At 61.8% G+C, this 24,386-nt stretch carries 24 protein-coding genes and 1 tRNA gene; 12 read left to right on the top strand and 13 right to left on the bottom strand.

Annotated features, from left to right (window positions below; genetic code table 11):
- The first annotated feature begins 201 nt into the window (after nucleotides 1-201).
- Nucleotides 202-278, top strand: a tRNA-Met gene (locus tag ACK59H_RS19545).
- Nucleotides 279-406: 128 nt separating this feature from the next.
- Here ACK59H_RS19545 and ACK59H_RS19550 read toward each other — a convergent pair.
- Nucleotides 407-991, bottom strand: a complete 585-nt coding sequence (locus ACK59H_RS19550; protein WP_081016612.1) for a D-Ala-D-Ala carboxypeptidase family metallohydrolase — start codon at nucleotides 989-991, stop codon at nucleotides 407-409.
- A gap of 67 nt (nucleotides 992-1,058) precedes the next feature.
- On the opposite strand from ACK59H_RS19550, the gene ACK59H_RS19555 reads away from it, so the two are divergent.
- A complete protein-coding gene (locus ACK59H_RS19555) occupies nucleotides 1,059-2,216 on the top strand; it encodes a hypothetical protein (protein WP_409264800.1) in 1,158 nt (385 codons plus the stop codon).
- Between the two features lie 133 nt (nucleotides 2,217-2,349).
- Here ACK59H_RS19555 and rimI read toward each other — a convergent pair whose 3' ends face one another.
- On the bottom strand, nucleotides 2,350-2,805 hold the full coding sequence (gene rimI / locus ACK59H_RS19560; RefSeq protein ID WP_060477516.1) for a ribosomal protein S18-alanine N-acetyltransferase: 456 nt from the start codon (nucleotides 2,803-2,805) through the stop codon (nucleotides 2,350-2,352).
- Nucleotides 2,802-3,590 carry a hypothetical protein gene (locus tag ACK59H_RS19565; RefSeq protein ID WP_060477515.1) on the bottom strand — a complete coding sequence of 263 codons (789 nt, stop codon included), beginning with the start codon at nucleotides 3,588-3,590 and terminating at the stop codon, nucleotides 2,802-2,804. The genes rimI and ACK59H_RS19565 overlap by 4 nt, the downstream gene beginning before the upstream one ends.
- Before the next feature lie 410 nt (nucleotides 3,591-4,000).
- Between ACK59H_RS19565 and mksB the strand changes: the two genes are divergently transcribed.
- From mksB to mksF, 3 genes are read left to right on the top strand one after another with little or no spacing between them, the layout of a single operon-like run.
- The gene (gene mksB / locus ACK59H_RS19570) at nucleotides 4,001-5,278 is read left to right on the top strand and encodes an Mks condensin complex protein MksB (RefSeq protein ID WP_060477514.1); all 1,278 of its coding nucleotides are present in this window, start codon (nucleotides 4,001-4,003) and stop codon (nucleotides 5,276-5,278) included.
- Nucleotides 5,268-5,975, top strand: coding sequence for an Mks condensin complex protein MksE (gene mksE, locus ACK59H_RS19575; RefSeq protein WP_060477513.1), 708 nt, complete (start codon nucleotides 5,268-5,270; stop codon nucleotides 5,973-5,975). Before mksB ends, mksE begins: the two co-directional genes overlap by 11 nt.
- Nucleotides 5,972-8,803 carry an Mks condensin complex protein MksF gene (gene mksF / locus ACK59H_RS19580; RefSeq protein WP_060477512.1) on the top strand — a complete coding sequence of 944 codons (2,832 nt, stop codon included), beginning with the start codon at nucleotides 5,972-5,974 and terminating at the stop codon, nucleotides 8,801-8,803. Before mksE ends, mksF begins: the two co-directional genes overlap by 4 nt.
- Nucleotides 8,804-8,942: 139 nt before the next feature.
- Here mksF and ACK59H_RS19585 read toward each other — a convergent pair whose 3' ends face one another.
- From ACK59H_RS19585 to rplU, 5 genes are all read right to left on the bottom strand, one after another.
- Nucleotides 8,943-9,404: a CreA family protein gene (locus ACK59H_RS19585; protein ID WP_060477511.1), complete on the bottom strand. Its 462-nt coding sequence runs from the start codon at nucleotides 9,402-9,404 to the stop codon at nucleotides 8,943-8,945.
- A complete protein-coding gene (proB, locus tag ACK59H_RS19590; RefSeq protein WP_060477510.1) occupies nucleotides 9,401-10,519 on the bottom strand; it encodes a glutamate 5-kinase in 1,119 nt (372 codons plus the stop codon). The genes ACK59H_RS19585 and proB overlap by 4 nt, the downstream gene beginning before the upstream one ends.
- Nucleotides 10,520-10,604: 85 nt before the next feature.
- Nucleotides 10,605-11,831 carry an Obg family GTPase CgtA gene (gene cgtA / locus ACK59H_RS19595; RefSeq protein ID WP_060477509.1) on the bottom strand — a complete coding sequence of 409 codons (1,227 nt, stop codon included), beginning with the start codon at nucleotides 11,829-11,831 and terminating at the stop codon, nucleotides 10,605-10,607.
- Between the two features lie 189 nt (nucleotides 11,832-12,020).
- On the bottom strand, nucleotides 12,021-12,278 hold the full coding sequence (gene rpmA, locus ACK59H_RS19600; RefSeq protein ID WP_003247464.1) for a 50S ribosomal protein L27: 258 nt from the start codon (nucleotides 12,276-12,278) through the stop codon (nucleotides 12,021-12,023).
- A 37-nt stretch (nucleotides 12,279-12,315) separates the two neighbouring features.
- Complete coding sequence (rplU, locus tag ACK59H_RS19605; RefSeq protein WP_023533254.1) at nucleotides 12,316-12,630, bottom strand: 50S ribosomal protein L21; 315 nt, start codon at nucleotides 12,628-12,630, stop codon at nucleotides 12,316-12,318.
- 244 nt (nucleotides 12,631-12,874) lie between these two features.
- Here rplU and ACK59H_RS19610 point away from each other — a divergent pair, with 244 nt between their 5' ends.
- The 3 genes from ACK59H_RS19610 to ACK59H_RS19620 all read left to right on the top strand — a co-directional run bounded on the left by ACK59H_RS19610 (nucleotide 12,875) and on the right by ACK59H_RS19620 (nucleotide 14,660).
- Nucleotides 12,875-13,843: a polyprenyl synthetase family protein gene (locus ACK59H_RS19610; protein ID WP_060477508.1), complete on the top strand. Its 969-nt coding sequence runs from the start codon at nucleotides 12,875-12,877 to the stop codon at nucleotides 13,841-13,843.
- A 149-nt stretch (nucleotides 13,844-13,992) separates the two neighbouring features.
- Complete coding sequence (locus ACK59H_RS19615; protein ID WP_023382397.1) at nucleotides 13,993-14,334, top strand: zinc ribbon domain-containing protein YjdM; 342 nt, start codon at nucleotides 13,993-13,995, stop codon at nucleotides 14,332-14,334.
- Nucleotides 14,335-14,414: 80 nt separating this feature from the next.
- The gene (locus ACK59H_RS19620; protein WP_060477507.1) at nucleotides 14,415-14,660 is read left to right on the top strand and encodes a hypothetical protein; all 246 of its coding nucleotides are present in this window, start codon (nucleotides 14,415-14,417) and stop codon (nucleotides 14,658-14,660) included.
- A 26-nt stretch (nucleotides 14,661-14,686) separates the two neighbouring features.
- Here ACK59H_RS19620 and ACK59H_RS19625 read toward each other — a convergent pair whose 3' ends face one another.
- The 4 genes from ACK59H_RS19625 to ACK59H_RS19640 all read right to left on the bottom strand — a co-directional run bounded on the left by ACK59H_RS19625 (nucleotide 14,687) and on the right by ACK59H_RS19640 (nucleotide 18,956).
- Nucleotides 14,687-15,304 (bottom strand): FKBP-type peptidyl-prolyl cis-trans isomerase, encoded by a 618-nt coding sequence (locus tag ACK59H_RS19625; protein WP_060477506.1) that lies wholly within the window; start codon nucleotides 15,302-15,304, stop codon nucleotides 14,687-14,689.
- Between the two features lie 117 nt (nucleotides 15,305-15,421).
- A complete protein-coding gene (locus tag ACK59H_RS19630; RefSeq protein ID WP_060477505.1) occupies nucleotides 15,422-15,910 on the bottom strand; it encodes a TIGR00645 family protein in 489 nt (162 codons plus the stop codon).
- A gap of 105 nt (nucleotides 15,911-16,015) precedes the next feature.
- Complete coding sequence (locus ACK59H_RS19635; RefSeq protein WP_060477504.1) at nucleotides 16,016-16,354, bottom strand: hypothetical protein; 339 nt, start codon at nucleotides 16,352-16,354, stop codon at nucleotides 16,016-16,018.
- Nucleotides 16,355-16,517: 163 nt separating this feature from the next.
- The gene (locus tag ACK59H_RS19640) at nucleotides 16,518-18,956 is read right to left on the bottom strand and encodes a Lon protease family protein (protein WP_060477503.1); all 2,439 of its coding nucleotides are present in this window, start codon (nucleotides 18,954-18,956) and stop codon (nucleotides 16,518-16,520) included.
- Between the two features lie 253 nt (nucleotides 18,957-19,209).
- On the opposite strand from ACK59H_RS19640, the gene ACK59H_RS19645 reads away from it, so the two are divergent.
- From ACK59H_RS19645 to ACK59H_RS19660, 4 genes are all read left to right on the top strand, one after another.
- Nucleotides 19,210-19,698 carry a DUF3015 domain-containing protein gene (locus tag ACK59H_RS19645; RefSeq protein ID WP_060477502.1) on the top strand — a complete coding sequence of 163 codons (489 nt, stop codon included), beginning with the start codon at nucleotides 19,210-19,212 and terminating at the stop codon, nucleotides 19,696-19,698.
- Between the two features lie 70 nt (nucleotides 19,699-19,768).
- Nucleotides 19,769-21,622 carry a DUF4105 domain-containing protein gene (locus ACK59H_RS19650; RefSeq protein WP_060477501.1) on the top strand — a complete coding sequence of 618 codons (1,854 nt, stop codon included), beginning with the start codon at nucleotides 19,769-19,771 and terminating at the stop codon, nucleotides 21,620-21,622.
- A 145-nt stretch (nucleotides 21,623-21,767) separates the two neighbouring features.
- On the top strand, nucleotides 21,768-22,121 hold the full coding sequence (locus ACK59H_RS19655; protein ID WP_288439663.1) for a hypothetical protein: 354 nt from the start codon (nucleotides 21,768-21,770) through the stop codon (nucleotides 22,119-22,121).
- Nucleotides 22,122-22,205: 84 nt separating this feature from the next.
- Nucleotides 22,206-22,694, top strand: coding sequence for a GreA/GreB family elongation factor (locus ACK59H_RS19660; RefSeq protein ID WP_060477499.1), 489 nt, complete (start codon nucleotides 22,206-22,208; stop codon nucleotides 22,692-22,694).
- A gap of 41 nt (nucleotides 22,695-22,735) precedes the next feature.
- Here ACK59H_RS19660 and gdhA read toward each other — a convergent pair whose 3' ends face one another.
- On the bottom strand, nucleotides 22,736-24,076 hold the full coding sequence (gene gdhA, locus ACK59H_RS19665) for an NADP-specific glutamate dehydrogenase (RefSeq protein WP_060477601.1): 1,341 nt from the start codon (nucleotides 24,074-24,076) through the stop codon (nucleotides 22,736-22,738).
- Nucleotides 24,077-24,386: the final 310 nt, after the last annotated feature.

Below are 24,386 nucleotides of genomic sequence, written 5' to 3' on the forward strand. Positions count from 1 at the left end.
GATACATAGCTACCTTTTTATCCAGGCGTTAGCCACGCATTCAAACCACAACGCCCCTACGACAGCCTCCGCGTAACGGTTGGCACGGTGGCGATTCATTCACAAGAATCGGATGCGGACGCTAAGTTTTTGAAAGCGTGCAATTTTTTTTCGAAATGAGTGTTGACACGAGGCCGGCACACGGGAATAATGCGCCCCATCGGCTACATAGCTCAGTTGGTTAGAGCATAGCATTCATAATGCTGGGGTCCGGGGTTCAAGTCCCTGTGTAGCCACCAAACAAGTCAAAGGGCTTACCGCAAGGTAGGCCCTTTTTCTTTGCCTGTCGAAAAGCTCAAGGCAAGCTAGGCTGCTCCGGCCAGGCGCGGGTGAACCCGTTGTACCCACTGGGCGGCGCGCCCTCCCCTTACCTGGGCTTGCTGCAAAATGACGAACCCGCGCTGCCATCACCGCCCCACGTGCGGTAACCGGCAGTATCGATGTGGATACGTCCACTCGGGTAGCGTCCCAACCCCATGTTCCAGGCTTGGCCATGTTGCTGCCAGAAGCGGCAAAGCGGATTGGGGTCGGCCCATGCCGGCAGCAGGACATCCACCGCGAAGGCACGGGTATGGGCGCTGCCCACAGTCCCACCAGCGCAGCGATTGAGCCCAGGATCACGATAGGCCGAAATCACCTCGAATGGGCCCAGCAGCTTCTGATCGCCCAGGGCCTGAAGCAGCGACAGCGTGGAACGCACAGCTGGCCAGTTACTTGCTGGAGGCACCGCGAAGGGCGAGGCTCGGCACAGTTTCCAGTCCGAGGCCGAGCGCAGCAGTTGGTGAATGGGCACTACGCCGTAGAGGCGAGCGCTCACCAGCATTTCGCGAAACGGCCGGGTCTGATGGTCACCTGCCCACTGCGCGAACATCCAAACATCGCGCTCGTCAGCCAGCGCCAAGGCGCTCGACAGCACACTCGCAGCCATTACCAGCGCGCTCGCTCTTCTCATTTCCAGGCTCCCTGCAGCAGTATGAGCACCGCCGCCCATTCGGGCGGCCACTGACAAGGAGTTAAGCATGCACAAGATTGCCTTATCGAGCTTCGCCGCCCTCGCCTTCAGTGGCCTGGCCCTGGCCGATGCACAGATAGACCTGGGCGATACCCAGCGCGCCACCCGCCTGTTTGCCTACCCCAACAACTGCCATGTGATCTGTTACCGGGATTGGACGCTGAAACAGACCGTGGAGCATTACTTGACCCAGAGCGTCCGTCGCGACGGCTATGCCAATGCCAACGTGCAAGTCAGCCGCGACAACAACCACCTGTATGCCAACATCAGCGACGTGCCCAGCGACTATGCCGAGCCGCTGCGCAAGCTGCTGGACAGCGGCGAGCTGGCCTATGAGGGGGCCACTCGACTGAACAAGGACGGTAAATGGTCCTACGACTGGTACCTGTTCCTACCATTGGGGATGGCGCTGCAGAACCGCCGCAGCATCGAACTGTTGCACTTCCCGCCCGATTATTCGCTGACCCAAGCCCAAGATTACCTGCGCTCCAATACCACTGACCGCTGGGCCCAGTTGCTGACCTTCAACGGCGTGGACGCCAGCCAGACCCCGGCCTACCAGACCATCATCGACATCGCCCCCATTGCCGCGCCCGCCAGCGCGGGTGATGCCCTGACAGGCACCTACGGCTACTTCAAGGATTATCAGCTGCGCATGGTCCGCGAGATGACCGTGCAAAGCGCCGCCAACCCGCTGCCAATGGTCGCCTTCGGCGCACCGGTGCGTAGCTGGATCCAGCAGCAATACGGGCCCCAGGTGGGTGTGCTGGGGCTGGTCAGCATCAGCCCGCAGGACGGGGCCAAGGTGCCGGTACTGGGCGCCAACCACCCGAGCGCGATCTGGTACGCGGCGAACAAGGACAGCCATGGCGGCAATCAGGATGCAGCTGATGCCGCCGGCTTGAAGATGATGGGCCAGGATTTGACGGCCGCCTGCTGGCAGGCAGGGATGGGGCGCAACCCTCAGGCCGAACCGAAGATGACCCTTGATGCCTGCTCGAACAAATGGCAGGTGACCCAGAAGAAACAGACGTGTGAACTGTTCTTCCGCACGGTGCGCAACTATACGCCAGAGCAGGCGGCAGCGAAGTGTAACACTGGGGAAATGACCAGAAGTCTGCGCGACCTGAGCAAGCCGGTCGACATCTTGCCCCAGGAGCTTTGATCGACGTATCGGCCCCTTCGCGGGTAAACCCACAAGGACTGCATTGGGCTCAAAGCCGCTGCAGGCCTCGTGGTTAGGCTGGCGCAGGCCCTATAGGTGCGAGTGTACCCGCGAAAAAGCCTCGAGGGCCTGCTCAGTCTTCGAGCAAGGTACAGGCCATCACCAGCGCATCCTCACGCCCACCGGCCATCGGGTAGTAGTCACGGCGCCGGCCAATCTCGTTGAAACCATACCGCTCATACAGGCGGTAGGCCGACTGATTACTGGCCCGTACCTCGAGGAAGCACTCACGCCCATTGAGCTGATAAGCCCGGGACATGAGATGCTCGAGCAGCCTCAGTCCAAGGCCGCAGCCCTGGTTTTCGGGTTTCACAGTGATGTTGAGCAGATGCGCCTCATCGATGATCACGTTGATCACGCCATGCCCAACCTGCTGTTGCCCGACGAACATCAGCCAAACTTCGTAGGATTTGAGTGCATCAAGGAAGATGCCCCGCGTCCAGGGGTGGCTGAATGCGGCATATTCGATCTTCAGCACGGCATCCAGATCCGCCTCGGTCATCGGGCGGAAGCTGATCGAGTCACTCATTCAACGCTCTTCCAGCGCGCCATCAGCTGGCGCATCGCTTGCCAGACGTCCGCCTTGCGCTGCGGCTCGTCCATCAACAGTTCAAGGCCCGGCAAAGCCCAGGCATCGCCCAGGCCGTCGACCTTCATGACTTGGTAATAACCTTCGGCGTCTGCGTTGGCGGCATAGCGCATCGCCGGCAAGCCGACCAGCCACAACAGGCTGCATGCGGACTCTTCCAGGCGCGCCTGAATGAAGCCCTGCACGAAATCACGTGCAGCATCCGGGCCCTGGTCCATGTTGCCCCGCACCAGGAGCGGCCAACGTACCGGCTCGCCGATGATCTGCGGAGCATCGGGCAAACCGGCAGCGCGAAGCATGTCCTTGAGCAGCAGATAGGACGGGTCGCGGCTCTGGAAAGGCTGCCCGGTGGCCAGCTCGACCAGCAGCAGGCAACTGCCAGCGCGCAACAGCTGCAACGCAAAACGCGGCGGCGCCACCTGCACCGGGCGCGGCGCAGAGGCCTGCGGCTGCGCATCGGTTGGTTTGGCAAGCACTTTCGGCGTGCTGGCCGGGCGCGGGATTTCGATTTTCGGGCGCTCCCCGGAGCGTGCCTGGGGCGCGCTCGGCGCCGGGTTGGCCGCGGCGATGCTGGGCGGCACTTGGACATCGGCTCGCTCGATTGGCGCTTGCGGCAGCAGCAGTTCAGGGCGCGACGGTGCGGCGAACGGCAGTTCAGCGCGCGGCAGCCAATGCACCACCTGCATGGCGGAAAGGTAGGCGCGGCGGCGAGGTTCGGTCAGCAAGGCTCGAAGGTCCGGGGCGGAGGTTGGAGGGCATTCTAACGTGTACGCCTCGGTTTTTGCAGGGCCTGTCCGACCGAGCGCCGCCCGCGCGGCGCATCGCGAGCTGCGCTCGCTCCTACGTTTGTTTCGGGCCAGTTGAGCCTGGGGGATTTGCGCGCGTACGCCTTGGCGCAAGACGTGATATTGCGTCGTATCAACCAGGCGGTCGCGCGCGCCTGTCACAGGCGTTACTGGCCCGAAACAAACGTAGGAGCGAGCGCAGCTCGCGATGCGCCGCGCGGGCGGCGCTCGGTCGCCCAGCCACTACAAATCTCAAACCAAACACCCCTCATTACAGACCAAGGGGTGAAATCATCCCCTCCGTATGCAGTACAATCGCCCCCCTTTTACTTGGCAACGAGTAGACGCCAATGATCGAACCCAAGCGCGTCCTGCGCGCCCTAGCCGAACACTGGGCCCTGATAGAGCCGCTGTGCGAGCGTTTCGACCAGGGCACCCTGAGCCTGGTGGAACTGCGCCAGCAATTGGGCCGCCAGCAAGTCGAAAGCACGCCGCAGGATATTACCCAGCTGCTCGACGTATGGATCCGCCTGGATATCCTGGTGCCGGTGGCCAAGAGCCCGAACCGATTCGAGCTCAACGCCCAGATTCACGACTTCCTCGCTTACCTGCGCCGCGAGCACCGGCTGGGCCTGTGCCTTGAGATCGAAGCCTACCTGCGCCACCTGGAGCGCCTGGCCGGGCACATCCAGGATGCCTTCGACAACCGCGACAGCGACGACCTGGCCCGTCAGCTGCGCTTGCTCGACATGCGCGTGCGCGACGTGCTGAAGAAACTCGATAACGACGAGCAGGCCCTGGTCGCCGTGGCCGAACGGGCCAAGACCAGCAACCGCCAGATCCCGCTGCGCCAGCGTTACGCAGAAGTGCTGGCGACCTGGGATGAGTACGTCGAGCCGATGATCCAGCTGGTGAACGCCGACGGCGCCTTCGAGCAGGGCGTGCGCAAGGTCGAAACCGTGCTGCTGAAGCTGCTTGGCGAGCAGGCGCGCCTTGGCCACTTGGTCGACGACGACATGCTGCTGCGCACCCACGCACGTATCCTGGAAATGCAGACCAGCGCTCAGTTGACGCTGCGCCACGCCCGCGAACTGCTGCTGCCGCTGCGCGAAGAAGCGCGCCGGCACAACGCCGTGACCCGTGGCGCCGCCCTGGCGCTGTCGGTGATCCGGCGCAAGGGCCTCGATGCCTTGCCGCAAGCAGCCATGCCGTTGTTCACCCGCCCGCAAAGCACCTTCCTGGGCAGTGCCAGCCAGGTCGAGGCCTACGTCTATGCCCTGGCTCGCTTCGAGCCCAAGCCGGCCAAGTTCCCCAAGGCGCACAAGACCCAGAAAGGCCCGCTACCCCGCGCGCCGCGCACCGTCAAAGAGATGCTCGAACGCTGCGAAGATGCCTTGCCGCTGCCAGACCTGATGGTCTGGCTGCTTGAGCAGGAGCCAGAAGGCGCCACCGACGAGCTGCTGTACTGGTTCTCGCGGCTCTCGCGGGAAAAGCGCTTCAAGCGCGAACGCCTGGAACGGCGCGAATACACCACCCAAGAACACCTGGTCAGCTTGCGCTCGTTCGCCCTGACGTCCAGCCGCGAAGCGCAACCTGAAACCAACGCGAGCCCAGCCAATGCATCTTGATCTTTCCGAACTGTCCCAGCTCGCGCCGATCTTCCGCGAGCTGTTCAAGGGCTTCCACGTCAGCCGCCGCGACCCTGAAATGTACGCCCAGCTGTCGAATTTCCAGGACCAGTACCGCACCCTGTTCAAGGCCCTGGGCTTCGAGCTGGTGTGCGACACCCGCGGGTTCTACTACTTCGTGCCCGAGCAGGCCGCCGCGCAGGTCAACAAGACCGCCCAGCGCCTGTCGCTGTTCACCTTCATCCTGGTCGAACACCTTGCCGACCAGGGCCGTGACCCGATGGCCGTGCTCGACGGCGGCAGCATAGGCCGCGACGAGCTGCCCTCGCTGCTGGACAAATACCGCGACCTGTTCCTGCAGGCCGAAGTGCAAACCGTCGAGGAGCTGGAAGAAAAGATCATGCGCCGCATGACTCAGCTCGGCTTCGCCCATGAAGAAGGCGGCATCTACCGCTTCCTGCCGCCGATGCATCGCTTCCTCGACGTGTGCCTGTCGGTACAGCAGGACCGCGACCTGGCGGCCAGCCTGCACAGCGACCTGCCCTTGCCAACCCCGATACTGGTAGAGGAGGAAAGCCCGGAACAACTCAACCGTACCGACGACCCGCTCGACCTTGCGCCGTTCGACGACCAGGAAAGCGAAGAGGACGCCCTGGCCCGGGCCATCCGCGAAGAGCAACAGGAGATTGACGCATGAGCCAGGAACGCTACGGCATTAGCCGCTTTGCATTGCTCAACACCGCAGGCTACAGCCTGGGCCTGTTCCCGCTGGAGCACCCGCTGTCGGTATACGGCGCCAACAACCTGGGTAAATCGGCGTCGATCAACGCCCTGCAGTTCCCGATCCTGGCGCGCATGTCAGACATGAGCTTCGGCAAATACAGCCTCGAGCAGTCACGCCGCTTCTACTTCGCCAGCGATACCTCGTACATCCTCTGCGAACTGAACCTGCCCCACGGGCCACACGTGGTCGGCGTGGTCGGCCGGGGCCCTGGCGGTGGTTTCGGTCACCAGTTCTTCGCCTACAAGGGCGAACTGGACCTGGCCCATTACCAGCAAAACGACACCTGCCTGCGGCAGAAAGAGCTGTTCACCAACCTCGAGCGCCTGGGCCTGAAGGCCTATGAGCTCAAACCTGATGAGCTGCGCCGGCTGCTGGTCGGCGGCCACACCTCGTGCCCGCTGGATTTGACCCTGATCCCACTGCGCTCCACCAGCGAACAGAGCCTGAAAACCTTCCGCGCACTGTTCATCAACCTGCTGCACATGCGCGAGATCACCGCCGCCAAGCTCAAGCAGCTGTTCCTCGATGCCTTCGAGCACAGCCTGCGCTCGGGCAGCGTCGACTACATCGCTGCCTGCGAAGAAGCCTTCCGCGACGTGCGCCGCATGGAACAGGACTACAACGCCCTGGTAGCCGCCGGCCCACTGGTCGAAGCCCTGGCCGGCGGTGTGGCCCAGCGCGACATCCTGCGCGGCAAGCTGCACCGCCTTTCGCCGCTGCTCGACAACCTGCTGGGCACCTGGCAGGAATACGCCATGGCGCGCAAGGAAGAGCTGGTGATCCAGGCCGAGCACTACCGCAGCGAGCAAGACCGCCTGCAGAACGACCAGCGCGGTGGTACTCAGGAGCTGATGCGTCTGGAGCGTGAAATTACCGGTATTCAGCGCTGGCTTGGCGAACTGTCGGTGCTCAAGCACCGTTTCGCGCTGGTCGACGATGTCAAAGTGCTGGAGCAGCAACTGCTGGCCGCCAAGGACGCCCACGACGAACTGGCCGGCGCTCTGGCGCAGTCGCGCCAGTTCAGCGCCGAAGACCTCGACGAACGCGTGCGTGACCTGGAAAAACGCCTGAAGCAGGTCAAGCAGCAGCTCGACCATGCAGACAACAACAGCTACGCACGCCTGCGTGAAGAATTCTCGCAGCAGGACGTCGACCGCCTTATGCGCCTGTTCAACGGCGCGCTGTTCAGCCTGCCACTGGGCGAGCGCGGCATAGAGCTCGACGACAGCGACCTGTGGGTGAAATCCCTGGAAGCTGTGCTCGACGGCTTTAAGGGCGAGCGCTTCGAGGCCCCAGGCCTGTCGATCGACCTTTCCCATATCGAGCCACCGGCGTTGCAGGCCCTTGCCGATCGTGCGGCCCTGCGCGACCAGAAGGAACGCCTGGAGAAGGAGCTCAAGCAGCTCAAGACCCAACAACAGGTCGCCGCCGACCGCACCGCCTCCAAAGCTCAGGCCCAAGCGCTGTATCAGGATGTGCTGGATGCCCAGAAGGCCCTGGAAGACTACCGTCGCAGCGAAACCCTGAGCGCCGAAGAGCCTGAAAAAATGGAGCAACTGGCGCAGATGGAGGCAGCCCAGGATGAGCTCAAGCGCTCCAGCGACGCCTTCACCGAGCGCGTCCAGCAACTGTCGGCCAAGCTGCAGTTGGTGGGCCGCCAGATCGGCGACCTGGAGTCCAAGCAGCGCACCCTCGAAGACGCCCTGCGCCGCCGCCAACTGCTACCGGCCGACCTGCCCTTTGGCACGCCTTACATGGAAGCGGTCGACGACTCCATGGACAACCTGCTGCCGATGCTCAACGACTACCAGGACAGCTGGCAGGCTTTGCAACGGGTCGACAACCAGATCGAGGCGCTTTACGCCCAGGTGCGCCTCAAGGGCGTGGCCAAGTTCGACAGCGAAGACGACATGGAGCGCCGCCTGCAACTGCTGGTCAATGCCTATGCGCACCGCACCGATGAGGCGCTGACCCTGGCCAAGGCGCGCCGCGCCGCCGTCACCGATATCGCCCGGACCCTGCGCAACATCCGCAGCGACTACGACAGCCTCGAACACCAGCTGGCCCTGTTCAACCGCGAGATCAACAAACGTCAGGTGTCCAACCTGGAAAGCTTCCGTGTGGTGCTGGCGCCGAACAAGGAAGCGCTCAAGCACATCGACCAGATCATTCACAGTGCCGGCCAGTACGAGGAAGGCGAGACCCTTTCGGTGTTCGACCTGACCCAAAGCGCCGAACAGGACAACCGCAACGAAGAAGCCAAGGAATACCTGGCGCGCCTGGTAGCGGCCAACCACAATCAGCTGGGCTTGAAGGACCTGTTCGAGCTTGCGTTCGAAATCACCAAGGTCAACGGCCAGCCGATCATCCACGCCGACATCGACGGCGCGGCGTCCAATGGCACCACCATGACCATCAAGGCGCTGACCAACATGTACCTGTTGCTGCACCTGATGGACCGCGACCTGGCCGGGCGCATTCGCTTGCCGTACTACCTTGACGAGGCGGCGGACATCGACGAACGCAACCAGGCGGCGCTGCTTGAAACCAGCCTGCAACTGGGCTTCGTGCCGATTCTGGCGAGCGTCAAGCCGCAGGTGTCGGCACACGTGGCGATCGACCTGGAAGGAGGCAGCGGGCCGAATGGCATCTACATCGACGAGGCGGACTGGAAGTACATCAGCCGGCTGGATGAAGTGAAGGCTATCGTGCGCGAGGATCAGGCCGAAGCGTTGGCCTGAGATTGAAGTATGGGCCGCTCTGCGGCCCATTCGCGGGTGAAGCTGCTCCCACCGGTATTGCACAAGCCGCAAGGGCGGTGCAGTAGCTGTGGGAGCGGATTTTACCCGCGAATCGAGGCCAGCGGCCTTACCTCTGAGATCACTGAGCCCACGGCAGAATCGGGATCGCCGTCACCGCGTTCTGCGGGCTGCCCTCGATCATGCGGTCGCTGTATACCAGGTACACCAACGTGTTGCGCTTCTTGTCGAGAAAGCGCACCACCTGCATGGTCTTGAACACCAGCGAAGTGCGCTCCTTGAACACTTCGTCGCCATCTTTGAGTTCACCCTTGAAACTGATCGGCCCAACCTGCCGGCAAGCAATCGAGGCCTCCGCGCGGTCTTCGGCCAGGCCCAGCCCGCCCTTCACGCCACCGGTCTTGGCACGCGACAGGTAGCAGGTCACACCCTCGACTTTGGGGTCGTCGAAGGCCTCGACCACGATACGGTCGTTGGGCCCAAGGAACTTGAACACGGTCGATACCTGGCCGATCTCTTCAGCGCCGGCCAGCATCGGCAGGGCAAGAGCTGCCAGGGCAAGTACTCGCTTGAACGTTTTCATACCAGCACCAGGTTGTCGCGGTGGACCAATTCCGGCTCGGCGATATAGCCCAGCACGGCCTCGATATGATCGGACGGCTGACCGATGATCTTCTGTGCCTCCAGGGCACTGTAGTTGGCCAGGCCACGGGCCACTTCGGCGCCATCGGGGCCGACGCAGATCACCATCTCGCCACGGCGGAAGCTGCCCTGCACGGTTTTCACACCCACCGGCAGCAGGCTCTTGTTCGCCCCACGCAGCGCCTGCACGGCGCCAGCGTCGAGCACCAGGGTGCCGCGGGTTTGCAGGTGGCCAGCCAGCCACTGCTTGCGCGCAGCCAGCATGCCGCGCTCAGGCGACAACAATGTCCCCAGGCGTTCACCAGCTTTCAGACGGTCCAGCACGCGCTCGATGCGGCCACCGATGATGATGGTGTGGGCACCTGAACGGGCCGCCAGCCGCGCCGCGCGCAGCTTGGTCTGCATACCACCACGGCCCAGCGCACCCCCGGTGCCACCAGCCACGGCATCGAGCGATGGGTCATCGGCGCGGGCTTCGTAAATCAATTGCGCTTCGGGGTTGTTGCGCGGGTCGGCATCGAACATGCCGTCGCGGTCGGTGAGAATCACCAGCAGATCGGCTTCTACGAGGTTGGCCACCAGGGCCGCCAGGGTGTCGTTATCCCCGAAGCGGATCTCGTCGGTGACCACGGTATCGTTCTCGTTGATCACCGGTACCACGCCCAGGTCGACCAAGGTCCGCAGTGTGCTACGGGCATTGAGGTAACGCTTGCGGTCGGACAGGTCGTCGTGGGTCAGAAGAATTTGCGCGGTGTGCTTGCCATGCTCGCCAAAGCTCGACTCCCAGGCCTGCACCAGGCGCATCTGGCCGATCGACGCAGCGGCCTGCAGCTCGTTCATGGCACTGGGTCGCGAAGTCCAGCCAAGCTGGCTCATGCCGGCGGCCACGGCTCCGGAGGAGACCAGTACCAACTCAACGCCTGCTTCACGCAGCGCGACCATCTGCTCGACCCACACGGCCATGGCGCCGCGGTCCAGGCCCTTGCCATCGGCGGTCAGCAGGGCACTGCCAATCTTCACGACCCAGCGCTTGGCGCCTGTCACCTTGCTTCGCATCTTCTTCCAACCTATGTCGAATCTGTAGATACCGTGGATACAAAAACGCCGCTCATCAGAGCGGCGTTTAGTGTACTGCAACCAATCAGTCGCGCACGTAAATGATTTCCGGGCCGTCTTCGTCGTCCTCGAAATCATCGTCCCAGGCGTCGTCGTCACCGATGTCGTGCACGCTCTTGACGCCGGTACGGCGCAAGGTGCGGGCGTCGTCCAGCGCCTGCAGCTGGGCACGGGCTTCGTCTTCGATACGCTGGTCCAGCTCGGCCAACTCTTGGGCATAGGCCGGGTCATTGGCCAGGCGGTCGGCGCGGTCTTCCAGGTAGCGCATCAGGTCATGGCTAAGCTGCTCGGTGCCCTGCTTGGAGATGGCCGAGATCACGTACACCGGACCTTCCCACTGCAGGCGCTCGACCACTTCCTTGACACGCTCGTCGCGCTCGTCGTCCATCAGCATGTCCGACTTGTTCAGTACCAGCCAGCGCTCACGGTCGGTCAACGACGGGCTGAAGCGGGTCAGCTCGTTGATGATGACTTCGGCGGCATCGGCCGGGCTGCTGCCGTCCAGTGGTGCCAGGTCGACCAGGTGCAGCAGCACACGGGTACGCGCCAGGTGCTTGAGGAAGCGGATACCCAGGCCAGCACCGTCGGAGGCGCCCTCGATCAGGCCGGGAATATCGGCGATGACGAAGCTCTTCCAGCGATCGACGCTGACCACACCCAGGTTCGGCACCAGGGTGGTGAACGGGTAGTCGGCGACTTTCGGCTTGGCAGCCGACACAGAACGGATGAAGGTGCTCTTACCGGCGTTCGGCAGGCCCAGCAAGCCGACGTCGGCCAGTACTTTCAGCTCCATCTTCAGGTCGCGCTGGTCACCCGGCTTACCCGGCGTGGTCTGACGTGGCGCACGGTTGGTACTGGACTTGAAACGGGTGTTGCCAAGGCCGTGCCAGCCGCCTTGGGCGACCATCAGCTTCTGCCCTGGGGTTACCAGGTCACCGATGACTTCCTGGGTGGAAGCGTCGATCACGGTGGTGCCGACCGGTACCCGCAGGAACAGGTCATCACCCTTCTTGCCGGTGCAGTCGGTGCTGCCGCCGTTGGAGCCGCGCTGGGCTTCGTGGTGACGGGTGTAGCGGTAGTCGACCAGGGTGTTGAGGTTTTCGTCGGCCACCATATAGACCGAGCCCCCATCACCGCCGTCACCACCGTTGGGGCCGCCGTTCTCGATGAACTTTTCGCGGCGGAAGCTCATGCAACCGTTACCGCCATCACCGGCCTTGACCCGAATGGATACTTCGTCAACAAACTTCATTGAAAACCGCCTCTCGCCGACAAGCGAGTTGAATACCTAAAAAACCTGAGGCTCTTGCAAAAATGAGCGCGGCGGCCCCGTACGACCGTAGAAACCCACGCCGGCAGCCCATACAAACAGCTTTGCAAGAGGCTCACCACAAACGAAAAAGCCCCGTCGCATGACGGGGCTTCTGGAGCGACGTCGCGATTAAGCGGCGACGATGCTCACGTAACGGCGCATGAACTCGCCTTTCTTCTCGAACTTGATCACGCCTTCGATCTTGGCGAACAAAGTGTGGTCCTTGCCCATGCCAACGCCGTAGCCAGCGTGGAATTCGGTGCCGCGCTGACGGACGATGATGTTGCCTGGCTTGATAACCTGGCCGCCATACATCTTCACGCCAAGGCGTTTCGATTCTGAGTCGCGACCGTTACGAGTACTACCACCAGCCTTCTTGTGAGCCATGGTTCAATTCTCCAATAAATTCAGGGGAACCGGGCGATTAAGCCTGGATACCGGTGATTTTGATCTCGGTGAACCACTGGCGGTGGCCCATACGCTTCATGTGGTGCTTACGACGACGGAACTTGATGATGCGAACCTTGTCGTGACGGCCTTGCGAAACGACTTCGGCAACCACTTTAGCGCCGGCGACGACTGGTGCACCGATGGTGACTTCTTCACCGTTGGCAACCAGCAGAACGCGATCGAAAGTCACGGATTCGCCAGTGGCGACTTCCAGTTTTTCGACCTTGAGGAATTCACCTTCAGCGACTTTGTACTGCTTGCCGCCGGTAACGATTACTGCGTAAGACATGGTATTTCTCCGATAATCCTGCTCACCCAGCGCTTTATATGATGAGTATTGGCTGGCATGGCTGCATGGGGCTGGAACGGCCCTGTGCAATTGCGTAAGGCAGGTGCTGCCCAGGAAGTTAGGGTGCGCGATTGTACGCAACCGTGCTTTTGCTTGCAAGTCCCGCCCCCGGCCTGCGGGCACCGCGCCTTGACACACCGGGGCCTGCGACCTAGCATGCCGCGCAACCTCACTGGAGCAGCCGATGCAACCCCAAACCTTCTACCGCGCGGTAGCTGACGATTTCAGCGCCGTCGACGAGATCATCAAGAAGCAGCTGACCTCGCGCGTGCCGCTGGTATCGAAGATCGGCGACTATATCACGTCGGCTGGCGGCAAGCGCTTGCGTCCATTGCTGGTGCTGCTGTGCGGCAAGGCGCTGGGCCGCGAAGGCGACGACCTGCGGCTGCTGGCGGCGACCATCGAGTTCCTGCATACCGCCACCCTGCTGCACGACGACGTGGTCGACATGTCTGGCATGCGCCGCGGCCGCTCCACCGCCAACGCGCTGTGGGGCAACGCGCCGAGCGTGCTGGTGGGCGACTTCCTCTACTCGCGCTCGTTCGAAATGATGGTCGAACTGGGCTCGATGCCGGTCATGCAGATCCTGTCCAAGGCCACCCGCGTGATCGCCGAGGGCGAAGTATTGCAGCTGTCGCGGGTGCGCGATGCCAGCACCACGGAAGAGGTCTACATGGACGTCATCCGTGGCAAGACCGCGATGCTGTTCGAAGCCTCGACCCACAGCGCTGCGGCACTGGCCGGTGCTGACCAGGCCCAGCGCGAGGCCCTGCGCACCTTCGGTGACCACTTGGGCGTGGCGTTCCAGCTGGTCGACGACCTGCTGGACTACCAAGGCGATGCCGAAGCCCTGGGCAAGAACGTCGGCGACGACCTGGCCGAAGGCAAGCCGACCCTGCCGCTGATCTACACCATGCGTGAGGGCACACCGGAGCAGGCTGCGTTGGTGCGCAAAGCGATCCAAAAAGGTGGCCTGGAAGACCTGGAGCAGATTCGCGAGGCCGTCGAAGCCTCGGGCGCTCTGAAGTACACCGCCGAGCTTGCGCGCGACTATGTCAAGCGCGCCATCGCCTGCCTGGAAGTGCTGCCGGCCAGCCAATACCGGGATGCGCTGGTCGAACTGAGCGAGTTCGCGGTCGCCCGCACGCACTGACAGCCCTAGCCGTCCTCTTCGCGGGTGGACCTGCCCCCACACAAAACGTGGGAGCGGGTTCACCCGCGAAGCTTTTGTACGGGCAAAACATTTCCCGCGCAAAACCTTATACAATGTGGGCTTTTAACCCGTCTGTTTAAGGATACGAAGTGAGCACCTTGCCGCCCTGCCCCAAATGCAACTCCGAATACACCTACGAGGATGGCACCCAGCTGATCTGCCCCGAGTGCGCACACGAATGGTCCGCCAGCGGCGAAGCTGAAGCCGCAAGCGATGACGTGGTGAAGAAGGACTCGGTCGGCAATGTTCTGCAGGACGGCGATACCGTTACCGTGATCAAGGACCTCAAGGTCAAAGGGTCGTCCCTGGTGGTCAAGGTTGGTACCAAGGTCAAGAACATCCGCCTGTGCGATGGCGACCACGACATCGACTGCAAGATCGATGGCATCGGCGCAATGAAGCTGAAGTCGGAATTCGTGCGTAAGGTCTGATTACAAAATCCGCCAATTGGCGCTTGCTATTCTGATAATAGGAATTATTCTCATTGAGGTCACTTTCAAGGAGAATAGCCATGACTTATCTGATAGACGCCTGGCTGGATCGTCCCCACCCCTACCTGCGCATTCTTCATCGCGAAACCGGTGAGGTCTGCGCAATGCTCGAAGAAGACGCCTTGGACGAGCTGCGTGATCAGGGTGATCTGGACTTGTGCGGGCTCAATTCTAGCGAGCCGATGGTGCTCAAGGAGCTGGTGCGCAATTTGTTCCTGTTCTGCTACGCACGGGCCTTGCGCCCAGGGGGAACAGACTGGAATTGAGGCCGGCAGCGCCGGCCTCAGCGGTATTACAGAACGTCGAGCAGCTCGACGTCGAACACCAGAGTACTGTGCGGGGGAATGCCACCAACGCCTTGGGCGCCGTAGGCCAGTTCGCTCGGCACGTACAGGCGCCATTTGCTGCCGGCGTTCATCAGCTGCAAGGCTTCGGTCCAGCCAGCGATCACGCCACCAACCGGAAATTCAGCCGGCTGGCCACGGTCGTAGGAGCTGTCGAAGACGGTGCCGTCGATCAGGGTGCCGTGGTAGTGGGTGCGCACGTTGCTTTCGCGGGTCGGCTTGGCGCCATCACCTGCGGTCAGCACTTCGAACTGCAGGCCCGAAGCCAGGGTGGTGACGCCGTCACGCTTGGCGTTCTCGACTAGGAATTGCTTGCCAGCAGCAGCGGCAGCTTCGGCCTTGGCAGCAGCTTCTGCTTGCATCACCTCGCGGATGACCTTGAAGCTGGCCGACAGGTCGGCCTCGCTGACACGGCTGTCGGCGCCGTTGAAGGCGTCGGTCAGGCCGGCCAGGATGGCTTCCAGGCTGACGCCTGGTGGTGGGTTGTCGCGCAGCTGGCCGCCCAGCTGACGGCCAATGCCGTAGCTGACGCGGGTTTCGTCGGTGGACAGGTTGAGTTCGGACATTGTCGTGCTCCACTGCAGGGCGCCATGCAGCCGCGCCCGTGATGAAAAGGGCGAGCAGCCTAGCACACTGCTAGCGCCGCTCGTTAATTGAAACCAGCGCTCGCCCCGGCGGGGCGATCAGTGCTTGGTCAGCTTGTCCAGGTAGCCCATGCAGAAGGCCGAAACCACGAAGGTCATGTGGATGATCACGTACCACATCAGGTACTCGGTAGAGATGTTCTGCGCGTCCATGAACACCCGTAGCAGGTGAATGGATGAAATCGCCACGATCGATGCAGCCACTTTCATCTTCAGCGACGAAGAGTCCATCTTGCCCAGCCAGTTGAGCTTCTCCTTGCTCTCGTCGATGTCCAGCTGCGAGACGAAGTTTTCGTAACCGGAGATCATCACCATCACCAGCAGACCGCCAACCAGCGACATGTCGATCAGCGACAGGATGACCAGAATCAGGTCGGCTTCGCTGAGCGCGAAGACGTTAGGCAGGACGTGGACAACTTCCTGGAAGAACTTCAGCGCCAAGGCAAGCAAGCCGAGGGACAGGCCGAAGTAGATGGGAGCGAGCAGCCAACGGGAGGCGTACATCGCGTTCTCGAGAAAACGTTCCATGAGGGTTGGGACTCGTCAGGTGACTGAAAAACGAGCGCGAGTATAGCCAGCCACCTGTGACAGCAAAAGCCTGCGGCATGGTGCCGCGCTAGTGAATGTGTGGGCTCAGGTTTCAGGATGGAACTGATAGTCCCCCAGGTTGCGGCAGCGCTCACCGTTGATACGCCGCAGCTGAGCCTGCAGGTGCAGGCACCAGATCTGTGGATCATCGGCCACCTGATACCCGTGCAAGGTCAGGCTGTCGAGAATGGCGTTGAGCACGGACTCGGCCACCATCGGCCCATGGAAGGGGCCTTGGGCTTTTATGGCCGAGGGTTGTTCACCGGCCATGCCGGCGGCAAACAGCAAGGTCCACATACCGTTGTCACCGGCCAATGGGCGAATGCTGCATTCGATACGGGTCACCAGGCCAAGGCACTGGCGAGTAAGGCTGAGGTTGCGCATGGCCGCGTCCCCTCCAATGAACCCTGTTCAGCCCGGAACACCCGGGCTGTTTCCATCCTGAACCCTGATACTGTCCTTAAGTTCCAGCATAGAAGAACAGCACGAAAAGATGGAAAACCGGCGCTGAACGGTAGCACATGGCCGCTAGCGCCGGTTTATTGACTCAAGCCGGTTTGGCTTGAGCGATTACCTCTTCCAAGCGCTCTTTCTCTGCACGCTCGATTTCCTCCTCACCGATCATCTCGGCAATCTCCCGCAGGCGCTCGACAACCCTGGCATTCACGCTGCCCTCGGTGAACTGGCCCTTGTCATCGAGAACCCCGGCCTCCTCGCCCACCAGCAGGCTCAGGGCTTCGTCAGCCTGGCTCACGGCATAGACGTGGAACATGCCGTTTTCCACCGCCTGCAGCACGCGTTCGTCGAGCATCAATGTGGCGACATTGGCGCGTGGGATGATCACCCCTTGCTCCCCGGTCAAGCCACGGGCCTCGCAAAGGCGGAAGAAGCCCTCGATCTTCTCGTTGACCCCACCCACCGCCTGCACTTCGCCGAACTGGTTGATCGAGCCGGTGATGGCAAAGCATTGTTTGAGCGGCGTGCGCGACAAGGCCGAGATCAGCGTGCACGCTTCACCCAGCGAAGCGCTGTCGCCATCGACGTATCCGTAGGACTGCTCCAGGGCGATGCTGGCGGAAATCGCCAAAGGGAATTCCTGGGCATAACGGCTGCCCAGGTATCCGGTGAGGATCATCACGCCCTTGGAGTGAATCGGCTGGCCAAGGTTGACCTCGCGCTCGATGTCGACGATGCCACTGCCACCGGGGTAGACCGTGGCAGAGATACGCGCCGGCATGCCGAAGGCCGAGTCGCCGACTTCAAGCACGGTCAAGCCATTGCACTTGCCGATGGCCGCACCTTCGGTATCGATCAGGATGATGCCGGCCAGCATGTCGTCGAGCACCCGTTGCGATACCCGCCCGGTGCGGGTGGCCTTGGCCTTGAGTGCACGCTCGATGTGGCCGGCGTCGGTCATCTCGTCGCTGGCCAGCTGACGGATGAAATCAGCTTCGCTGACCAACTGGAACAGGTCGCCGATACGCGCCGACAGGCGCGATTGGTTCTCTGCCAGGCGGGCGCTGTAGGTGGCAAGGCGCGCCACCGCATCACTGGTCAGCGGTGCCATGCCCTCTTCGTTGGTACGGGTGCGCAGCAGCTGAGCGAACTGCTCGAGGTTCTCGTCGACCATCGGCATGTCTTCGTCGAAGTCGACCAGCACGCGGAACATCTCCTGGAAGTCCGGGTCGTGGTCCTGCAGCGCGTAGTACAACTGGCGCGAGCCGATGATCACCAGCTTGATGTTCAGAGGAATCATCTGCGGGGTCAGGCTGACTGTCGCGACACGGCCCAGCTCACCCAGCGGCGACTCCATTTTCAGCTTGCGCGACTGCAAGGCGCGCTTGAGCGCGTCCCAGACGAACGGCTCGCCGAGCATCTTTTCCGCTTCCAGAATCAGGAAACCGCCGTTTGCGCGGTGCAGCGCGCCGGGGCGCAACTGCCGATAGGAAGTATAAAGCGCGCCTTGGTCGGTGCTGTATTCGATGCGGCCGAACAGGTTGTCGTAGGTCGGGTGCGGTTCGAACACCACTGGCGCCCCCCCGTCGGCGTGGTGGCCAACCACCAGGCTTGGCGCGTACTGCTCTTCGAGCAGCTTGCGCGCAACCGCGTCGGTCTTGCTGTCCTCAACCAGTTGCTCGACCACGGTACGCAGCAGATTCAGCTGCATGGACTGCAAGTAGGCGCAGACAGCCGCGTTTTCGGCGTATTTTTCCGACAATGGCGCCAGCAGCGGTTGCAGCGCCAGGGTGATGGTTTCTTCGTTGAGCTGACGAAGCTGGTTGTTCGACTCACGTTTCCATTGCGGCAGGCTGGCAAGCTCCTCGTTGAGCTGCTCCTCCAGCAAGGCAATGTCCTCATGAAACTGCTCGCGAACGTCTTCTGGCAACTGGGCGAATTCGGCCTCGTCCAGCGCCTTGCCATCGGCCATCGGGGTGAAGGCGACATTGCTGGCATCGCGGTACAGGGCCACGTCCTTTTCCAGCGAGGCACGCTCGATCACATCCAGCGCGCGGTCGTAGCGCTGATTGAAGGCGCGGTCGATGGCGCCTTTCTTCTGCTGGTAGGAAGGGTGCTCGAACACCGCCGGGAAGGTTGCCAGCAGGTTATCGATCAAGCCGTTCATGTCGCTGATGAACTCGGCCGCGCTGCCCGAAGGCAACTCCAGTGCACGGGGCTCGCGGGTGTCATCGAAATGGTTGACGTAAAGCCAGTCGCTGGGGGTTTGCTGGCGCTTGCCTTCGGCCTTGAGGTAGCGCTTGACGAACGAGAAGCGACCCGTCCCGGGCTCGCCCATCACATACACGTTATAACCAGGGCGCGGCATTGCCACGCCGAACTGCAGGGCCTCGACAGCACGTTCTTGGCCCAGGACTCCGCGAAACGGCTCCAGATCGTCGGTATTGGTAAAGGCAAACTGCTCGGGTGAGAAACGCCGGGTCAGGGCTTCAGGCGCAAGACGCAGGCGCGCAGCGACAGGATCGGGCATTGGGTTTCCTTACTTCGGCGGGGCAGATACTCAGCATTCTGGCGCTGCCAGCGCGCGCGTTGCAAGGCTCTGCCGGACTTTATATCGCTACGGCGAAGCTGCAACGCCATGCAAATTTTTCGCAATCAATGACGCAACCTTTAGAACATGCCTAAACTCCAACTTGCGCGGGTGGGTGAAATGCTTTCCCGACTTGGCAACCGAGTTGCCAGATAACCCTGACCCTTGGTTAAGACAAATAGAGAACAAAGCTATGAAACGGATTCTTCTGGGTACTCTGTTCACCGTGGTTTCGCTCAACGCCCTCGCTGAAGCGCCGGGCGGCCCGAACTGCGGCTGGGGCAACATGCTGTTCGAAGGCCAGCGCGGTACGCCGGCCCACTTCCTGGCTTCGACCACCAACGGCACCTCCGGTAACGCCACCTTCGGCATGACCTCTGGTACCAACGGCTGCTCGACCAAGGCTTCGCTGACCTACGGCGGCAAGTCCTGGTTCGCCATGAATGGCATGATGAACGAACTGTCCGAAGACATGGCCATGGGCCAGGGCGAAGCCCTGACCACCTATGCCGTGGTTCTGGGCGTCGCTCCTGAAGATCGCGGCTACTTCGCCTCGGTCACCCACCAGCACTTCAACCAGATCTTCAGCAGCGCCGATGCAACCGCTGAAACCGTGCACACCAACACCCTGGCCGTTCTGAAGAACGACCCACGTCTGGCCAAGTACGCTACCGAGGCCTGATTGCAGCTACTCCCGCCCCTTCAGGGGCGGGTTTCGCCTTTTCGGCATCGTTTAGAAGTAGTTGCCCCATATGCTCAAACGCCTCGCTTCCCTCGCGCTGCTAGCCTGCGCGCCCGTTCATGCCATGCCCGTTGTGCACGCCGACCGCATTCAGCAACTGGCCAACACCCCGTATTGGATTGCCCTGGGCCACTATGAAACCGCCAAGCTCGGAGGCTGGCGCAGCTATGTGGACGACGACGCCTTCTTCCTTGCCAAGGACGGTGCTCATCACCCGGACCAGGAACTGGAAGCCACCGTGCAAGCGCTGTATGCCCCCGCCAGCCTCGGTGACAAGCATGCCCAGTGCGTATTTCCCGCGCGCACCCGCTGGTTGCGTGAACAACTCGACCTGCAAGGCCTGCCGCAGCCCGATTGTCAGGAATTCAAGACGTGGTACCAGTCGATCGACCCGCACAGTGCGGCGCTGATCTTCCCGGCAGCCTACCTGAACAGCCCCTCATCGATGTTCGGCCATACCTTGCTGCGCATCGACCAGACCAACACCCGCAGCGACGACACCACGCTGCTGAGCTACGCGATCAACTTCGGCGCCTATATCGAAGGCAGCGACAACAGCATTCTGTATGCCTGGAAAGGCCTGATGGGCGGTTACCCGGGCCTGTTCGCGCTCATGCCTTACCAAGAGAAGCTCTCTGAATACCGCAGCCTTGAGAACCGCGACCTGTGGGAATACCAGCTGGACCTGACCCCGGAGGAAACCGGGCGCATGGTCGAGCATGTCTGGGAGCTGAAACAGATCCAGTTCGATTATTTCTTCTTCGACGAAAACTGCTCGTACCGCCTGCTGGAGCTACTGCAAGTGGCCCGTCCAAGCCTGGACCTGACCTCGCAGTTCCCCCTCACTGCCATTCCCACCGACACGGTCAAGGCGGTGAAGCAATCTGGCCTGGTAGCCAGCGAAACCTATCGCCCGTCACGCGAACGTGAACTACTGGCCCGTGCCGAGCCATTGGACCATGATGAAAAACGTCAGGTATTGGCGGTCAGTGCCGATACCGCGCAACTGCAAAGCCCCGACTTCAAAGCCCTGCCCCGCGATCGCCAGGCACTGGTGCAGGATGCCGCCTACCGCTTGGAGCGCTACCGTGCCAACGGCCAGGAGCGAGACCCTGGGCAGGCCAAGCGCAGCTTCGAGCTGCTGCGAGCGATCAACACCAACCCGCCCCCGCCCCTGCAGATCGAACGCCCCGGCTTGCCTGAGGACGGCCACGACTCGCGCACCTGGCAATTGGGGGTAGGCACCCGTGAAGATCGTGCCTATGCCGAATATGGCCTGCGCATGGCCTACCACGACCTTAATGACAACGCCTATGGCTTCCCACTGGGTGCACAGATCGAGATTCTGCAACTCAAAGTGCGCCAGTACGAAGGCAACGACTGGCAGGTTCAGCGCCTTGATCTTGCCACCATCCGCTCCCTGACCCCACGCAACGAGCTGCTCAAACCATGGTCCTGGCAGGTGGCAGGTGGCCTGGAACGGGTGCCTGGTAAACATGACGATGAGGTGCTGGTCAGCCATGTGAATGGCGGCGCCGGTGGTACCTGGCAGCTGGCCGACGACCTGCTGGGCTTCGCCTTGGGTACGGTGCGGGTGGAGCACCACAACGACTTCGCCCAGTTCATCGCCCCAGCGACAGGGTTCAATGGTGGGCTGCTGTGGCGCAACGGCCTGGGCAACATGACCTTGGAAGCCAAAGGTGATTACTTCACCAATGGCGAAGTACGGCGCAGCATCAGCCTGAACCAGCAGTGGGAGATCAGCCAGAACCTGGGGCTGAGGTTGAGTGCTTCGCGGCAGTTCAGCCACTTGGCGACGGCGCAGAACGAAGTGATGCTGCAGCTGAAGTGGTATCACTATTGAGGCCAATGAGGGCGCCATGCGCCCTACTGGCAGCACACCCGGCGCCTGCCAATGTGACCCCATCGACTCTTTGACACTGTTTTGACAGCCCCCCGACAAATCGCCACCTAGACTTTGCGGTATCTCCCAACGGGTTCAGGTGGTCATGTTGCGGTACCTTTTCGGCTTGTGCGTCGCGCTGCTACTGGCGGCTTGCGAAACTACCCACGATCAGATGATCGGGCATGGCTACCCGCCTGCTTACGCCGACGGTTATCAGGACGGTTGCAGCAGCGGCCACCAGGCTGCCGGGCTGATGGTCGGCAACTTTCGCAAGAACGTGCCACGCTACCTGCACGAGCGACAGTATGAAGCCGGCTGGGACGATGGTTTTCGCCAGTGCCAGGCGATGCAGAACAGCGAAGAGCAGCGCCAGTACCACGAGCGTTTTTGGGACGAGCGCGACCGTCAGTGGCAGCAGGAGAAAGACCAAGGCGCGGCCCGGGCCTACCGCCGCTGAATCCTGACTGGGCAGCGTCGCAAACCGACATCCACTGAAACCTCAAGCCTGCCATGCTGGTCTGCATTACGAGGAGGCCATCGCATGAGCCGAGCATTCGTCAACGAAGACCAAGCCGCCGCCCAGGCCGACCAGCCTGTGGAACGACGTGTCAGCGACCAGCCCAATTACGTTACCGCCAATGGCTTGCGCCAGCTGCAACAGCGCCTGAGCGAGTTGAATGCATTGCGCAGCGAGCTACAAGCCCAGGGTGAGCGCGCAGACAAGCAGCGCCTGGCCGATACCGAGCGTGACCTTCGTTACTTCAACGCGCGAGTACAGAGTGCGCAGGTAGTGCCGCCGGCCACATCGCGCAGCAGCGTACAGATTGGCAGCCGGGTAAGGTTCATCGATGAGCACGACCAGACGCACGAAGTGCAGCTGGTAGGCGAAGACGAAGCCGATGCCGGGCGCGGGATGATCAACTGGGGCTCACCGCTGGGACGCGCCCTGCTCGGGGCAGTGCCCGGGGATGAGGTGGTATGGCGGCGACCGCTGGGCGAGCAGATGATCGAGGTGGTTGAAATCAGCTGAATGCACGGGGCTGCGCTGTGTGCCAGCCCCGTCAGCCTTGATCAGACCACGCCCTGGGCCAGCATGGCATCGGCGACTTTCACGAAACCTGCAATGTTGGCACCTTTGACGTAGTTGACCTTTCCGTCGGCCTCTTCACCGTAATGTACGCAGGCATGGTGAATCGACTGCATGATGTTGTGTAGCTTGCTGTCCACTTCACCGGCCGTCCACAGCAGGCGCATGGCGTTCTGCGACATCTCAAGGCCCGATACGGCTACCCCACCGGCGTTGGACGCCTTGCCTGGGGCATAAAGGATGCCGGCATCGATGAACAGGTCTACCGCTGCCAGGGTGGTGGGCATGTTGGCGCCCTCGGCTACGCAGATGCAGCCGTTGCGCAGCAACGTGCGAGCGTCTTCGATGCCCAGCTCGTTCTGCGTGGCACAGGGCAGCGCGATGTCGCACGGCAGGCTCCAGGGCGTCTGGCCCTTGCGGAACTCCAGGCCAAAGGCCTCGGCAAGCTCGCTGATGCGCCCGCGTGCGACGTTCTTGAGCTGCATAACTGCTTCCCATTGGGCTTCGGTCAGGCCGCCCTCGGCGTACAGCGTACCCTCGGAGTCGGACAGCGAAATCACCTTGCCGCCCAAGTCCATGACCTTGCGCGCAGCGTATTGGGCAACATTGCCCGACCCGGAAATTGCCACGCGACGGCCATCGACACGCAGGCCCTGGCGCTTGAGCATTTCTTCGGCGAAGTACACACAGCCATAGCCTGTGGCTTCAGGGCGGATCAGGCTACCGCCATAGGTCATGCCTTTGCCGGTCAGCACCGAAGTGAACTGGTTGGCCAGGCGCTTGTACTGGCCGAACATGAAGCCGATTTCGCGAGCGCCAACGCCAATATCCCCGGCCGGCACATCGCAATCGGCGCCAATGTGGCGGTACAGCTCGCTCATGAAGGCTTGGCAGAAGCGCATCACTTCAGCATCGCTCTTGCCTTTGGGATCGAAGTCCGAGCCTCCCTTACCACCGCCCATCGGCAGCGAGGTGAGGGAATTCTTGAACACCTGTTCGAAGGCCAGGAACTTGAGCACGCTCAGGTTCACCGACGGGTGAAAACGCAGGCCACCTTTGTACGGCCCAATGGCGCTGCTCATCTGGATGCGATAGCCACGGTTGACCTGGACCTTGCCCTGGTCATCGACCCACGACACCCGGAACAGAACAGCGCGCTCAGGCTCGACCATGCGTTCGAGGATGCCCGACTGCAGGTAGCGAGGGTTAGCCTCCAGAAACGGCCATAGTGTGCGCAGCACTTCTTCCACTGCCTGATGGAATTCGGGCTGGCCTGGGTCGCGCTGTTGAAGGCGTGCGAGGAAACTGTCGACGGATTCGATCATGGTAGACATCTCACCAAGAGGATTGGACTTATTGGTTTTTCCCGGAATGTACCAAGAAGCAATCGCACCGGAACAGGGCGAAATGTCGTTTTTATGAAATTATTTGGTGCGTTTTATATAAGTGTATACAAAAAGCATTTTGTCGATACCCCAATATCCGGTAAGGGTACTTCCACTTGAGCGCAGCGAAGCGGGCGGTGTGTCCCCTTGGTAGAGAAGCGGGATTACCTGCAACATGGGTTCAACCTGGCACAAAAATGGGGCCACTAAGGGCCCCATTTTTGTGCATCAAGAAGACCAGCTTACTGGG

The sequence above is a fragment of the Pseudomonas sp. KCJK9000 genome, from assembly GCF_046230725.1.
Lineage (GTDB): Bacteria > Pseudomonadota > Gammaproteobacteria > Pseudomonadales > Pseudomonadaceae > Aquipseudomonas > Aquipseudomonas promysalinigenes.

What these genes read in the sequence shown, in the direction of transcription:
- ACK59H_RS19550 (WP_081016612.1), bottom strand. Translation starts at nt 991, where the DNA reads ATGAGAAGAGCGAGCGCGCTGGTAATGGCTGCGAGTGTGCTGTCGAGC.
- ACK59H_RS19555 (WP_409264800.1), top strand. Translation starts at nt 1,059, where the DNA reads ATGCACAAGATTGCCTTATCGAGCTTCGCCGCCCTCGCCTTCAGTGGC.
- rimI (WP_060477516.1), bottom strand. Translation starts at nt 2,805, where the DNA reads ATGAGTGACTCGATCAGCTTCCGCCCGATGACCGAGGCGGATCTGGAT.
- mksB (WP_060477514.1), top strand. Translation starts at nt 4,001, where the DNA reads ATGATCGAACCCAAGCGCGTCCTGCGCGCCCTAGCCGAACACTGGGCC.
- mksE (WP_060477513.1), top strand. Translation starts at nt 5,268, where the DNA reads ATGCATCTTGATCTTTCCGAACTGTCCCAGCTCGCGCCGATCTTCCGC.
- mksF (WP_060477512.1), top strand. Translation starts at nt 5,972, where the DNA reads ATGAGCCAGGAACGCTACGGCATTAGCCGCTTTGCATTGCTCAACACC.
- ACK59H_RS19585 (WP_060477511.1), bottom strand. Translation starts at nt 9,404, where the DNA reads ATGAAAACGTTCAAGCGAGTACTTGCCCTGGCAGCTCTTGCCCTGCCG.
- proB (WP_060477510.1), bottom strand. Translation starts at nt 10,519, where the DNA reads ATGCGAAGCAAGGTGACAGGCGCCAAGCGCTGGGTCGTGAAGATTGGC.
- cgtA (WP_060477509.1), bottom strand. Translation starts at nt 11,831, where the DNA reads ATGAAGTTTGTTGACGAAGTATCCATTCGGGTCAAGGCCGGTGATGGC.
- rpmA (WP_003247464.1), bottom strand. Translation starts at nt 12,278, where the DNA reads ATGGCTCACAAGAAGGCTGGTGGTAGTACTCGTAACGGTCGCGACTCA.
- rplU (WP_023533254.1), bottom strand. Translation starts at nt 12,630, where the DNA reads ATGTCTTACGCAGTAATCGTTACCGGCGGCAAGCAGTACAAAGTCGCT.
- ACK59H_RS19610 (WP_060477508.1), top strand. Translation starts at nt 12,875, where the DNA reads ATGCAACCCCAAACCTTCTACCGCGCGGTAGCTGACGATTTCAGCGCC.
- ACK59H_RS19620 (WP_060477507.1), top strand. Translation starts at nt 14,415, where the DNA reads ATGACTTATCTGATAGACGCCTGGCTGGATCGTCCCCACCCCTACCTG.
- ACK59H_RS19625 (WP_060477506.1), bottom strand. Translation starts at nt 15,304, where the DNA reads ATGTCCGAACTCAACCTGTCCACCGACGAAACCCGCGTCAGCTACGGC.
- ACK59H_RS19630 (WP_060477505.1), bottom strand. Translation starts at nt 15,910, where the DNA reads ATGGAACGTTTTCTCGAGAACGCGATGTACGCCTCCCGTTGGCTGCTC.
- ACK59H_RS19635 (WP_060477504.1), bottom strand. Translation starts at nt 16,354, where the DNA reads ATGCGCAACCTCAGCCTTACTCGCCAGTGCCTTGGCCTGGTGACCCGT.
- ACK59H_RS19640 (WP_060477503.1), bottom strand. Translation starts at nt 18,956, where the DNA reads ATGCCCGATCCTGTCGCTGCGCGCCTGCGTCTTGCGCCTGAAGCCCTG.
- ACK59H_RS19645 (WP_060477502.1), top strand. Translation starts at nt 19,210, where the DNA reads ATGAAACGGATTCTTCTGGGTACTCTGTTCACCGTGGTTTCGCTCAAC.
- ACK59H_RS19650 (WP_060477501.1), top strand. Translation starts at nt 19,769, where the DNA reads ATGCTCAAACGCCTCGCTTCCCTCGCGCTGCTAGCCTGCGCGCCCGTT.
- ACK59H_RS19655 (WP_288439663.1), top strand. Translation starts at nt 21,768, where the DNA reads ATGTTGCGGTACCTTTTCGGCTTGTGCGTCGCGCTGCTACTGGCGGCT.
- ACK59H_RS19660 (WP_060477499.1), top strand. Translation starts at nt 22,206, where the DNA reads ATGAGCCGAGCATTCGTCAACGAAGACCAAGCCGCCGCCCAGGCCGAC.
- gdhA (WP_060477601.1), bottom strand. Translation starts at nt 24,076, where the DNA reads ATGATCGAATCCGTCGACAGTTTCCTCGCACGCCTTCAACAGCGCGAC.